We start from the raw sequence: 12,380 nt of genomic DNA on the forward strand, positions 1-12,380 counted from the left end.
GGTGCTCCAAGAGAGCCGCTCTCAAGATGTAGAGTTGTGATGACCAATCAGAATGACACGCCGCAGGCCTATCCGCATTCCCGCGATGGGGCTGGGCTCGAAGGAATGCCGGCAAGTCTGTCCGCGCTGATCTCAAGGGCACAAGAGAACCAGAGCCGCCCCCCTGTCGAGCGTTGGAATCCGGACCATTGCGGTGCGCTGGACATGCGGATCGCTGCTGACGGTAGCTGGCACTATATGGGATCTCCTATAGGGCGCGAGGCACTCGTGCGCCTGTTCGCATCGGTGCTGCGCAAGGATGAGGACGGAGAAACCTATCTCGTCACACCGGTCGAGAAGATTGCCATCACTGTTGATGACGCGCCGTTTCAGGCGGTCGAGATGGCGTTTGATGGTGATCCGGACGCGAGGGGCGGTCTCACCTTTCGAACCAATGTCGGCGACGTGGTGGCCGTCGATGCTGACCATCCGCTGCGGTTTGCCGTTGAGGCTTCGTCTGGCGGGCTGAAGGCCTATGTGCTGGTGCGCGGGCGTCTTGAGGCACTGCTGACCCGAGCGCTGATGTTTGATCTGGTTGCTCTGGCAGACGAGGGGCAGGGCGAGTACGCGGGTCATTTCGGCGTTGCGAGCGGATCTGACTTCTTTGCGATCTGCCCGATGGCAGATGTGGAGCGGTTTGGAGCCATGATATGAATGAATTTTCGGCTCAGGCTTTTCGGCAGCGCGTCGAAGCTGCTTTGCAGAGTGCGGGCGGGGTTGCCGGTGAAGCGCAGCAACTGCCGATCAAGGATCTGGCATGGCGAGAGGGTGAGGTGGTTGATCTCAGGGATGCCGCCGTCCTGATTCCGATTGTTGACCGTGGCCCGGATGTCGAGGCCAGTGTGATCCTGACACAACGCACCCATCATCTTCCCTCCCACGCCGGACAGGTCGCCTTTCCTGGCGGCAAGCTGGATGATGAGGATGTATCGAGCACGGCGGCAGCACTGCGTGAAGCATGGGAGGAGATTGGCCTCAGATCCGACTATGTCTGCGTGTTCGGTGAAATGCGGCCCTATATATCCTCGACCGGATATCGTATCTTTCCCATACTCTCGACCCTTCAGCCGGGCTTCGAATTGCAGGCCAATCCGGAGGAAGTGGACGAGATTTTCGAAGTTCCACTCAGTTTTCTGATGAATGCGGCCAATCATCGGCGTGAAAGCGCGGAGTGGCGAGGAAAATTACGCCATTATATCGCAATGCCCTACAATGATTATTATATCTGGGGTGTCACCGCTGGAATTCTGCACAATCTTTATGAAACGGTCTATCGTTTATGATCAGAGTCTTCGTCACTCAACTCATCCTATTTCTGTTGCCGTTCCTGCTTTACGGGGGATACCTGTTTCTGACGCGCAAGATGAACAAACAGGCCTTCATTGATGCGCCGCGCTATTGGCTCATCATGGCGGGAATTGCTCTGTCCCTTGGCGGGTTTGTCGTGCTGTCGCAAATCAACAACAATCCGGTGGGCGGGACCTATATCCCGACGCATTATGAAAACGGCGTGCTGGTTCCTGGGCAGGTCAAGGGCAGTGAATGAGTGCGCCTGAGCGATCTTGTCTCGTTGCTACAGATCCGGCGTTTGCTTGGCTGAGGCGGTCCGATGTTCAGGCACTGTTCGCGCTGCTCAATCGGGATGGTGAAGACGTCCGCATTGTGGGCGGGGCTGTGCGCAATTCCCTGATGGGGATCCCGGTCAAGGATTTTGATTGTGCCACGACGGCCGAACCGAGCCTCGTGATGAATTGGGCACGTGATGCCGGCGTGCGTGCGCTGCCCACGGGCCTTGATCATGGCACGGTGACGCTTCTCATTGACGAGACGCCATTCGAAGTCACCACTTTGCGATCCGATATCGAAACCGATGGTCGCCATGCTGAGGTGGCCTTTGGGCGGGATTGGGCTGTTGATGCCCAGCGTCGCGATTTCACGATGAATGCTGTGTATGTGGATCAGGAGGGACAACTTTTTGATCCCACCGGTTGCGGTGTCGCAGATGCCAAGGCCCGCTTTGTTCGCTTCATTGGCGATGCGGATCGGCGCATTGCCGAGGACTATCTGCGTATTCTAAGGTTCTTTCGTTTCTACGCCCAGTATGGTGAGCAGTATCGCGCTGAGGACTATCACGCCTGTATCGCCGCACAGAGGACCCTTTCAACCCTCTCCGCCGAGCGGGTCGGCAGCGAGGTGGTTAAGCTTGTTGAGGGGCCTTTTGCCTTTGCTGCGTTAAAAGCCATGTATGTGGGCGGCATGTTGGGTGAAGTGCTCGGGGCCGTGCCGCGGCTCCAGCGTTTCTCGCGTCTGATGGATTATGCCGTGCAGCTCTCTCACAAACCGGATATTGATCTTCTGTTGACCGTGCTGTCTGCGGAGACTGAAGAAGAATGCCACCGGGTGGCGCGGACTCTACGGCTGTCAAACCGGCTCCGCGACAATATGCTGCGTTTGGTGCGTGAGGTCGGCGCTGTTGCAGACCCGTCCGAAGACGTGATCCACACGCTTGCCTATCGGTACGGAAAGCAGACTGCGGTCAACCTGATCTTGCTGGCGCTGGTACAAAGACGCATTGATCCGGATCTGACCGAGCTGTCCACGCAATTGCATGATCTGGCGCTCTGGGCCATTCCGGACTTTCCTGTGAGCGGGCGTGATCTGATCGACCGGGGCATGAAGCCCGGGCCGGACCTTGGTGCCAGACTGCAAAAACTGGAAGCGATCTGGATTGAAAGCGGGTTCACGCTTTCCCGGTCTCACTTGCTCTCAGATGAGATCATCAACGCCTAAAGATCTTCCCTAAGGCCATTTTACTTCGGGGGGCATCGAGGACAGGATCGATGCGACATTGCCTCCTGTTTTGAGCCCAAAGATCGTGCCTCTGTCGTAGAGCAGGTTGAATTCCACGTAGCGACCTCGGCGAATAAGCTGTTCCTCCCGCTCCGCCTTGGTCCACGGGGTTTCCATGTTGCGCCGGACGATGTCCGGATAGACATTCAGGAAGCCAAGGCCCACGTCTTTCGTGAAGGCAAAGTCCGCGTCCCAGTTGCCGCTGTTGTGGCGGTCGTAGAAGATGCCGCCAATGCCGCGCGGCTCGTCGCGGTGGGGCAAATAAAAGTAGCGGTCACACCATGCTTTATAGGCCTCATAGTCTGCGTCTTGATGGGCGTCACAGGCTTTTTTCATGGCTCCGTGAAAGGCGATGCTGTCCGGGTCTGTCTGGGTGCGACGAGCATCAAGCACCGGTGTGAGGTCGGCCCCGCCGCCGAACCATTGCCGGGTGGTGACGATCATGCGGGTGTTCATATGCACCGCCGGAATGTGGGGATTGTGCAGATGGGCGATCAACGAAATCCCCGATGCCCAGAAGCGCGGATCATCGGAGGCTCCGGGGATCTGGTCGCGAAACTGGGGGGCGAATTCCCCATGCACGCTCGAGACATGAACCCCGACCTTCTCAAAGACCCGCCCCTTCATGATCGACATGACACCGCCGCCGCCCTTGTTGCCAGTGTGATCCGTACGCTCCCACGGGGTGCGTTCGAAGCGTCCGGCTGGCTGATCGGCGTTGGGGCCTTGGATATCGTCCTCAATGGATTCAAAGGACGCGCAGATCTGGTCGCGCAGGGATTCAAACCATTGGGTCGCAGTGGTCTTCTTACCCTCGATATCGTCCGGCAGGCCTTCGGGAAGGGTCGTGTTGATGGTCTCGGTCATGTGGGAAAGGCCCTCAGTTGCCGCATGGCTTCGGTTGTGATCATGGCGGTGGAGATGGCGAGATTGAGCGAGCGTTCCCCCGCTTGCATGGGGATGGTGATGCGCTCGTCTGCGGTGTCGTGAACGTCGTCTGGGACGCCGACTGATTCCCGCCCGAACAGCAGGATGTCGCCCTCTTGATACTGGATGTCATAGAAGGTCTGCTCTGCCTTGGTGGTCGCCAAAAGCAGACGATGACGATCTTCTCGGATTTGGTCTAGAAAATGCCGCCAGGACAGGTGCTTGGTAAAACTTGCCCGTTCGAGATAGTCCATCCCGGCACGGCGCAGGGTCCGGTCGTTGAGGGCAAAGCCGCAAGGCTCGATGATGTGGACATGCAGGCCCATACAGGCGGCCATGCGCAGGATGGTGCCGGTGTTCTGGGGGATGTCCGGTTGGTATAGAGCAAGACTGAAGTGCGACATGGGCGCAAGCTTTGTCGTAAACGCGCGAGCAAAGCAATGGCCTTTTCGTCAAATCCTCATGAGAAGGCGGTTGTCTGGATATTTACCGCCAGTTGTATGGGGCAAGAGAACGACGATGGCACCCCGTTTCGTGTGATTTTTGTCACAGGTGGCTCGATCCGGACAGTTCTGTGCAGTTTGTTCACCTTTTGCGCCCGCTTGTGATATGGTGCCGCCCTATCCATTCCGTCAAAGTGTGCGAAGCGTCTGTCTATCGTTCGCTGGCTTTGCGAAACCACCCACAAACCCTATGCCGTTTTTCCGTTCGACCATGCTTCAAGGAGCCAGGCGATGTTTTCCTTTTTCGAAAAGCTCGTTGATCCCTTCGCAAAATACGATCTAGACCAGCCGCCCAAGAGCTTCTGGGGCTTTTGCTGGTACTACACGCGTCCTGTTGCTCCCTACATGCTCATTGTTTCACTTCTGAGCGGAACGATTGCGGTCATCGAAGTGACCCTTTACGGCTTTGTGGGAGATTTGGTGAACTGGTTCTCGGCGACGGACAGGACCGTCTTCTTTGACGAGCATGGGGGCGAGCTCTTGTGGATGGGCATTCTTGTGCTCATCATCATGCCGTTGCTTGAGATCGTGTGGCAATTTATCTTCCATCAGACCATCATGGGCAACTATCCCATGTCGATCCGGTGGCGGGTGCATCGCTATCTGCTCAGGCAGTCGATGACCTTCTATCAGGATGAGTTCGCCGGTCGCGTCGCGCAAAAGCTGATGCAAACCGCGCTTGCGGTGCGAGAGGTGATCACACGCCTCGCTGATGTGCTGGTATTTGTGCTGGTTTACTTTGTTTCGGCGCTCTACATGATCGGTCAGACACGATGGCAGATGGCTGTGCCCCTGTTCATCTGGATCGTTCTTTATATCGGCGTGATGTTCGTGTTCGTGCCGCGCCTGAGGAAGATTTCGAAAATACAGGCCAATGCCCGCTCTGACATGATGGGCAAGGTGGTCGACGCCTATTCGAATATTTCCGTGGTCAAGCTATTCTCCCATGCTTCGCGCGAGGATGACTATGCCAAGGCGTCAATGGTTGGCTTCATGCAGGCGGTGTATCGGCAGATGCGACTTGTTACGGTTCTTGAGATTGCGCTCAAGGCGATCAACCAGGTGTTGCTGGTCGCGACAGTCGTTGTGGCGATTTCTTACTGGTACCACGGTCAGGTGACGCCCGGCGATGTGGCAATTGCCACCGGTCTGGTGATGCGCCTGAGAGGCATGTCCGAGTGGATTCTGTGGGAAGTCGGTGGTGTGTTCGAGAATATCGGCACGGTTCAGGACGGGATTGCCACGATTTCCCAACCGCGTGTGGTGCTGGACAAGCCCAATGCTGTGCCGCTTGAGGTCACCAAGGGGAGCATCGAGTTCGACAAGGTGCGCTTTGACTATGGCAAGGAAGAACCCGTCATCGATGGTCTTGATCTGACGATCAGGCCTGGCGAGAAGATCGGCCTTGTCGGGCGGTCCGGTGCGGGTAAGTCGACGATGATCAATCTTCTGTTGCGATTCTACGATCTCAATGCCGGTGAAATCCGCATTGATGGTCAGCGGGTGGCCGATATTCAGCAGGACAGCCTCAGGGCTCAAGTCGGCGTGGTCACGCAGGACACGTCGCTTCTGCATCGGACGGTTTTCGAGAATATCGTCTACGGCAAGGAAGGCGCGACCGAAGAGGAAGCAATCGAAGCGGCCCGCAAGGCGCAGGCTCTCGACTTCATCGAGGGGCTGGTCGACACCGAAGGCAACGTGGGTCTCGATGCGCATGTTGGCGAACGCGGCGTCAAGCTTTCCGGTGGTCAGCGTCAGCGGATCGCCATTGCGCGGGTGCTTTTGAAAAACGCTCCGATCCTCGTTCTCGACGAGGCGACGTCAGCGCTGGATTCCGAGGTCGAGGCGGCCATTCAAGGCAGTCTCAACCTGCTGATGGAAGGCAAGACCGTGCTGGCGATTGCGCATCGGCTGTCAACCATCGCATCGATGGATCGTTTGATCGTCATGGATGCGGGTCGGATTGTCGAGATGGGCAGTCACGAAGAACTGCTGGCTCAGGGTGGTCTCTATGCCTCTTTGTGGAGCCGACAGTCAGGCGGTTTCATCCCTGACTGAGAGCCGACCTTCGCGGCGGCGCGCTTGAACTAATTTATAATCGTTCAAATTGTCGCGGCATTCCTTAGTATATTTGACAGTGTTTTTCCCGCCTGACTCGGTCAGTGCGGGAAAAATCTGAGGCATTTTGTCCCAAATTCAAGTGGAATAAGACGAATTTGTCATGCATATTTAGCTTCAAAGCGCCGTTGACGTCTCTCTCACACTGGACAAGCCCCCCGATCAATGCAAAAAGAAGTGCGCTGCGGCTTTGCAACATATATGCCGCAGGTGAATTGGCTCGCCTGCTGTCAGGGGACTGGACTATCCGCTAAAAGATCAATTATCGGGGCAGACGAGCTTGAGTTGGACACTGGTTAGAAGAGGACCTAGCCTTGGCTACCAGCGATAAGGCAGAACACACTCGCCGCGATTTTCTTTACATCGCGACTGGAGCGTTTGGGGCCGTGGGCGCAGCTGCGCTTACTTGGCCATTTATTGACCAGATGAATCCCGATGCCAGCGCACTGGCTCTGGCGTCTACCGAGGTAGACATTTCTTCCCTGGAAGAAGGGCAGAGCATGACCGTTAAATGGCGCGGTAAACCGATTTTCATCCGGTATCGTACTCAACAGGAAATCGATGAAGCGAAGGCCGTTGATATTTCCACGTTGAGGGATCCGCAAACCGATGAAGAGCGTACCAAGTCTGGTAAGGAACAGTGGTTGGTCATGATCGGTATCTGCACCCACTTGGGTTGTGTGCCGCTGGGCGAGTCGGGTGACTATGACGGTTGGTTCTGTCCGTGTCACGGGTCGCACTACGATAGCGCTGGTCGGATTCGCCAAGGTCCCGCGCCGCTCAATCTTGAGTTGCCGCCTTACGAATTCCTGTCCGATACTCAGATCAAAATCGGATAACGTCCGGCCAATGTCTTAAGGAGACCAGTCATGAGCGGACATTCGACTTTCGAGCCGCAGAACGGGTTTGTGAAATGGATGGAACGTCGGCTGCCAATTATCAGCCTGTCGTATAATTCGTTCGGCACTTATCCTGTTCCGAAAAACCTCAATTATTTTTGGACCTTCGGTGGCATACTGGCGATCTGTCTTGTTATACAGATCATCACCGGTATCGTGCTGGTCATGCACTATACGCCGCATACCTCCATGGCCTTTGCGTCCGTCGAGCACATCATGCGCGACGTGAACTGGGGCTGGCTGATGCGCTATATGCATGCCAATGGCGCCTCGATGTTCTTTATCGCCGTCTACATCCATATCTTCCGCGGTCTTTACTACGGGTCCTACAAGGAACCTCGCGAAGTGGTCTGGATCCTCGGCGTTGTTATCTTCCTTCTGATGATGGCAACAGGCTTCATGGGCTATGTTTTGCCCTGGGGTCAGATGTCATTCTGGGGTGCAACGGTAATCACCAACCTTTTCTCGGCCTTCCCGGTCGTGGGTGACCCGATTGTGCAGTTGCTGTGGGGTGGCTTCTCGGTAGACAACCCGACGCTCAACCGCTTCTTCTCGCTGCACTATCTGCTGCCGTTCATGCTCGCCGCCGTTGTTGGTCTGCACATCTGGGCCTTCCACGTCGTGGGCAACAACAACCCGACCGGCATCGAGCCGAAAGATAGCCAGGACATGGTTCCGTTCACGCCGTACTACACGGTCAAGGACTTGTTCGCGATCGTGATGTTCCTGATCTTTTTTGCATGGATGATGTTCATGGTGCCGAACTTCATGGGGCATCCGGATAACTATATCCCTGCAGATTCGCTCGTAACCCCGGCGCACATCGTGCCTGAATGGTACTTCCTGCCATTCTATGCGATCCTGCGTGCCATTCCCGACAAGCTCGGTGGTGTTCTGGCGATGTTCGGTGCGATTGCAGTGCTCTTCGTGCTGCCATGGCTCGACACCTCCAAAGTGCGCTCCATGAGCTATCGTCCGCTGGGCAAACAGTTCTTCTGGATCTTCGTGATCGTCTGCCTTGGCCTTGGCTATCTTGGTGCCAAGCCTGCAGAAGGCGGATATGTCCTCGCAAGCCGGATCCTGACGGTCTATTACTTCGCCTACTTCCTTGTCATCCTGCCACTTCTGGGCAAGATCGAGAAGCCGAAGCCGTTGCCCGCATCCATCAACGAAGCCGTATTGGCAAAGCATGGCAAGTCTGCTCCTGCAGACGCCAAAGCCTAACGAGCGAGGAAAGGGAAACCGATGATTACGTTGACCAAAAATTCGGTTCGCGCGCTCGTGGCAGCCTGTGCTCTGGCGGTTTCATCCGCCGGTGCCCTCGCTGCAGAGGGCGGTCACCATTACACTAAACAGGACTGGACCTTCTCGGGCCCGTTCGGCAAGTTCGACAAGGCACAGCTTCAGCGCGGCTTTCAGGTCTACAAGGAAGTCTGCTCCAGCTGCCATTCCCTCAAATATATCGCCTTCCGTAACCTTGGCGATGAGGGTGGACCGGGCTTCTCCGAAGACGAGATCAAGGCGCTTGCTGCGGAATATGAAGTTCAGGACGGTCCGGATTCCGACGGCGAGATGTTCATGCGTCCCGGCAAACCGTTTGACCGCATCCCGAGTCCGTTCCCCAACGATGAAGCAGCAAAAGCTTCGAATGGCGGGGCGCTGCCGCCGGATCTCAGCCTGATTGCCAAAGCACGCGCTGGCGATATAGGGCCTGATACGGGGATTACCCTGCTCAACGACATGATCCGCATGGTGTGGCACACGGTCACCACCTATCAGGAATATGGTCCCGATTACATCTATGCCTTGCTGACCGGGTATGAAGAAACCCCGGCCGAGCTTGAAGAAGAAATCGGAGCGCTCAACTACAACCCGGCGTTCATCAGCGGCAACAAGCTGGCTATGGCCCCACCGCTTTTTGATGAGTTGGTTGAGTATAGCGATGGCACCAAGATGACCACCGAGCAATATGCCAAGGATGTCTCTGCCTTCCTGATGTGGGCTGCAGAGCCCAAGCTGGAAGAGCGCAAGCATGTCGGCATTAATGCGCTGATCTTCCTTGTGGTGTTCGCTGGCCTGATGTTCTTCACCAAGCGCAAGCTGTGGTCGAATGTCGATCACTGATCGCTAGTCAAAATCAACAAAAAGGGGCTCTTCGTGAGCCCCTTTTTTATTGCTCCACCGCTTTCCTCAAGTTGGTATCATTGCGCGATGAAGGAAAGAGCTGGATTGAACGGTGCCCTTTTTGTTTCAGCTGTGCGCAAAGGGCATTTTGCTTCCCGTCGGGCCTTGCCTTTGGCACACTGGCGCTGCGAAACAAGGGAATGGCCGGGGCAGGGCGTGACCACGCTGCAGATATCTGACTGCGGGCACGTGAGGTCTAGAGACTGTAAGGACGACGACATGACGAAGGCGGTTTTGGGAATCATCGGCGGATCCGGGCTTTACGATCTGCCGGGCTTTGAGGACAGCGACTGGGTTTCGATCAAGAGCCCGTGGGGCGAGCCGTCCGACGATCTGCGTATTGGTGAGCTCAATGGCCGCAAGGTGGTGTTTCTGCCCCGCCATGGACGCGGTCATGTCCATGCACCGTCCGATATCAACTATCGTGCCAACATTGATGTCATGAAACGGGCCGGGGTTACGGATCTCGTTTCCATTTCAGCTTGCGGCTCTCTTAGGGAAGACTATGCGCCGGGCAGCTTTGTGTTGGTGGACCAGTTTATTGATCGCACCTTTGCCCGCCCCAAGAGCTTTTTCTCGCACGGCTGCGTGGCGCATGTTTCGCTTTCGCATCCGGTCAGCCCGGCCTTGATGGATATGGTGGCGGATGCAGCGACACGCGAGGATCTCACCTTCTACAAGGGGGGTACCTATCTCGCCATGGAAGGGCCGCAGTTTTCATCCCTTGCCGAGAGTGAGCTTTATCGCAGTTGGGGCTGCGATGTCATTGGCATGACCAACATGCCCGAGGCGAAACTGGCCCGTGAGGCCGAGATTTGCTATTCCACCGTTGCCATGGTGACGGATTATGATTGCTGGCATCCGGACCATGGCAGTGTCGATATTCAGGATGTTATCCGGGTGCTCAAGGGGAATACGGACAAGGCTCAGCGTCTCGTCTCCACGCTTGCCCGGATCATGCCTTCTGAGCATGTGACCTGCCCGATCGGGTCGGACCGAGCGCTCGATTTTGCCATCATGACCGCACCGGACAAGCGGGATCCGGAGCTGGTCGCCCGTCTAGATGCCGTTGCTGGCCGCGTTCTGTAAAGGAGGTCTGTCATGGACAGTCAAACTCTCGATCTTAAAAGCCTGATCCGGTCCATTCCGGACTATCCCAAGGCCGGGATCATCTTTCGCGATATTACAAGTCTGATTGCTCATGGTGAGGGGTTTCGGCAGTCAGTGCGGGAGCTCGCTGCGCCGTTCCAAGAGATGGGGATCTCGAAAGTTGCCGGTATCGAGGCCCGCGGCTTCATTTTCGGGGGAGCCATCGCCGACTTGCTCGGGGTCGGGTTCGTGCCGATCCGCAAGCAGGGCAAGTTGCCCGGCGAGGTGGTTGGTCAGGATTATGCCCTCGAGTATGGAACGGACCGCATCGAGTTGCATGCGGACGCCATCGCGCCGGGGGAGAAGGTTCTGCTGATTGACGATCTCATCGCAACCGGCGGGACTGCTGTTGCCGCGATCGAGCTTTTGGAGCGGGTTGGCGGCGACATCGTGGCTTCGGCCTTTGTCATCGACCTTCCGGATCTGGGCGGAGCAAATCTGTTGCGCGACAAGGGCGTCAAAGTGCACTGCCTGATGGCGTTTGAGGGGCTCTAGGGAGCCTTTTCAGTGCAAGCCCGGCTGATTCATGAGCTGTCCGTCCTGAGCAAAGAAAAACCCGCCTCTGATCATGGGCGGGTTCTTTTGTGCCTTACGGTGATGTTTCTGCTTTACGTGTTGAACTTGAAGAGCATCACGTCGCCGTCCTGAACGATATATTCCTTGCCTTCGTCGCGCGCCTTGCCTGCTTCCTTGGCAGCAGTTTCACCGCCAAGGGTCACATAGTCGTTGTAGGCGATGGTCTGGGCGCGGATGAAACCGCGTTCGAAATCGGTGTGGATGACGCCTGCGGCCTGCGGTGCGCGGGAGCCTTTGGTCACGGTCCAGGCGCGGGTTTCTTTGGGGCCAGCCGTGAAATAGGTAATCAGGTGCAGCAGCTCGTAACCGGCGCGGATCATGCGATCAAGGCCGGGTTCGTCAAGGCTCAGGGTCTCAAGGAAGTCTTTCTGCTCTTCAAGGTCGAGCTGGGAGATTTCCGCTTCGATGGCAGCTGAAATCACCACGGCTCCGGCGCCCTGCGCGATGGCCATTTTTTCGACCTCAGCGGAGAACTTGTTGCCTTCGCCCGCGCTGTCCTCATCGACGTTGCAGATATAGAGAACCGGCTTGGTTGTCAGAAGGTTGAGATCCTTGACGGCCTTGCGGTGTTCTTCGTCGGTAATCTCGAGCATACGGCCGGGTTTGCCATCGTGCAGCAGGGCCAGCAGACTGTCCATCAGTTCGGTCTGTGCCTTGGCGTCCTTGTCACCAGTCTGGCCTCTTTTGCGCAGAGCAGCCACCCGGCGCTCGAGGCTTTCCATGTCGGAGATCATCAGCTCGGTCTCGACCGTTGCGGCATCTGCTACCGGATCAATCGTGCCTTCGACATGGGTGATGTCGTCATCCTCGAAACAGCGCAGGACATGGACGATGGCGTCCACTTCGCGAATGTTGGCGAGGAACTGGTTGCCAAGACCTTCGCCCTTGGAGGCACCCCGGACGAGGCCGGCGATGTCGACAAAAGTCAGGCGCGTGGGGATGATTTCCTTCGAGCCTGCAATCTTGGCGATGGCCTCCATGCGCGGATCGGGCACGGCGACATCGCCCGTGTTGGGCTCAATGGTGCAGAAGGGATAGTTTGCAGCCTGTGCCGCCGCGGTTTTGGTCAGGGCGTTGAACAGGGTCGACTTGCCGACGTTGGGCAGTCCGACGATTCCGCATTTGAAACCCATTG

The 12,380-nt window shown here is 56.7% G+C and carries 13 protein-coding genes; 10 read left to right on the forward strand and 3 right to left on the reverse strand.

Annotation, left to right across the window (positions count from 1 at the left end):
* The first annotated feature begins 39 nt into the window (after positions 1–39).
* From CPH65_RS08510 to CPH65_RS08525, 4 genes are read left to right on the forward strand one after another with little or no spacing between them, the layout of a single operon-like run.
* Positions 40–693: a DUF1285 domain-containing protein gene (locus tag CPH65_RS08510; RefSeq protein ID WP_096173097.1), complete on the forward strand. Its 654-nt coding sequence runs from the start codon at positions 40–42 to the stop codon at positions 691–693.
* Positions 690–1,322, forward strand: coding sequence for a CoA pyrophosphatase (locus tag CPH65_RS08515; protein WP_096173098.1), 633 nt, complete (start codon positions 690–692; stop codon positions 1,320–1,322). The genes CPH65_RS08510 and CPH65_RS08515 overlap by 4 nt, the downstream gene beginning before the upstream one ends.
* Complete coding sequence (locus CPH65_RS08520) at positions 1,319–1,585, forward strand: DUF6111 family protein (RefSeq protein ID WP_096173099.1); 267 nt, start codon at positions 1,319–1,321, stop codon at positions 1,583–1,585. The genes CPH65_RS08515 and CPH65_RS08520 overlap by 4 nt, the downstream gene beginning before the upstream one ends.
* Positions 1,582–2,829, forward strand: a complete 1,248-nt coding sequence (locus tag CPH65_RS08525; RefSeq protein WP_096173100.1) for a CCA tRNA nucleotidyltransferase — start codon at positions 1,582–1,584, stop codon at positions 2,827–2,829. The genes CPH65_RS08520 and CPH65_RS08525 overlap by 4 nt, the downstream gene beginning before the upstream one ends.
* A 9-nt stretch (positions 2,830–2,838) precedes the next feature.
* Here the strand turns inward: CPH65_RS08525 and hemF are convergent, their stop codons facing one another.
* Together hemF and CPH65_RS08535 are read right to left on the reverse strand one after the other, a co-directional pair.
* Positions 2,839–3,756: an oxygen-dependent coproporphyrinogen oxidase gene (hemF, locus tag CPH65_RS08530; RefSeq protein ID WP_096173101.1), complete on the reverse strand. Its 918-nt coding sequence runs from the start codon at positions 3,754–3,756 to the stop codon at positions 2,839–2,841.
* Positions 3,753–4,220 (reverse strand): tRNA (cytidine(34)-2'-O)-methyltransferase, encoded by a 468-nt coding sequence (locus CPH65_RS08535; RefSeq protein WP_096173102.1) that lies wholly within the window; start codon positions 4,218–4,220, stop codon positions 3,753–3,755. Before CPH65_RS08535 ends, hemF begins: the two co-directional genes overlap by 4 nt.
* Positions 4,221–4,550: 330 nt before the next feature.
* Here CPH65_RS08535 and CPH65_RS08540 point away from each other — a divergent pair, with 330 nt between their 5' ends.
* The 6 genes from CPH65_RS08540 to CPH65_RS08565 all read left to right on the forward strand — a co-directional run bounded on the left by CPH65_RS08540 (position 4,551) and on the right by CPH65_RS08565 (position 11,164).
* Complete coding sequence (locus CPH65_RS08540) at positions 4,551–6,377, forward strand: ABC transporter ATP-binding protein (RefSeq protein WP_096173103.1); 1,827 nt, start codon at positions 4,551–4,553, stop codon at positions 6,375–6,377.
* A gap of 374 nt (positions 6,378–6,751) precedes the next feature.
* Positions 6,752–7,276, forward strand: coding sequence for a ubiquinol-cytochrome c reductase iron-sulfur subunit (gene petA, locus CPH65_RS08545; RefSeq protein WP_096173104.1), 525 nt, complete (start codon positions 6,752–6,754; stop codon positions 7,274–7,276).
* A gap of 30 nt (positions 7,277–7,306) precedes the next feature.
* Complete coding sequence (locus tag CPH65_RS08550; RefSeq protein WP_096173105.1) at positions 7,307–8,560, forward strand: cytochrome b/b6; 1,254 nt, start codon at positions 7,307–7,309, stop codon at positions 8,558–8,560.
* A 21-nt stretch (positions 8,561–8,581) separates the two neighbouring features.
* Positions 8,582–9,460: a cytochrome c1 gene (locus CPH65_RS08555; protein WP_096173106.1), complete on the forward strand. Its 879-nt coding sequence runs from the start codon at positions 8,582–8,584 to the stop codon at positions 9,458–9,460.
* 279 nt (positions 9,461–9,739) lie between these two features.
* Positions 9,740–10,609, forward strand: a complete 870-nt coding sequence (locus tag CPH65_RS08560; protein WP_096173107.1) for an S-methyl-5'-thioadenosine phosphorylase — start codon at positions 9,740–9,742, stop codon at positions 10,607–10,609.
* A gap of 12 nt (positions 10,610–10,621) precedes the next feature.
* Positions 10,622–11,164, forward strand: a complete 543-nt coding sequence (locus tag CPH65_RS08565; RefSeq protein WP_096173108.1) for an adenine phosphoribosyltransferase — start codon at positions 10,622–10,624, stop codon at positions 11,162–11,164.
* Positions 11,165–11,277: 113 nt separating this feature from the next.
* On the opposite strand, the gene ychF is transcribed toward CPH65_RS08565, so the two are convergent.
* Positions 11,278–12,378: a redox-regulated ATPase YchF gene (gene ychF / locus CPH65_RS08570; protein ID WP_096173109.1), complete on the reverse strand. Its 1,101-nt coding sequence runs from the start codon at positions 12,376–12,378 to the stop codon at positions 11,278–11,280.
* Between the last annotated feature and the right edge of the window lie 2 nt (positions 12,379–12,380).

Origin of the sequence: Cohaesibacter sp. ES.047 (assembly GCF_900215505.1) — a bacterium.
GTDB lineage: Bacteria > Pseudomonadota > Alphaproteobacteria > Rhizobiales > Cohaesibacteraceae > Cohaesibacter.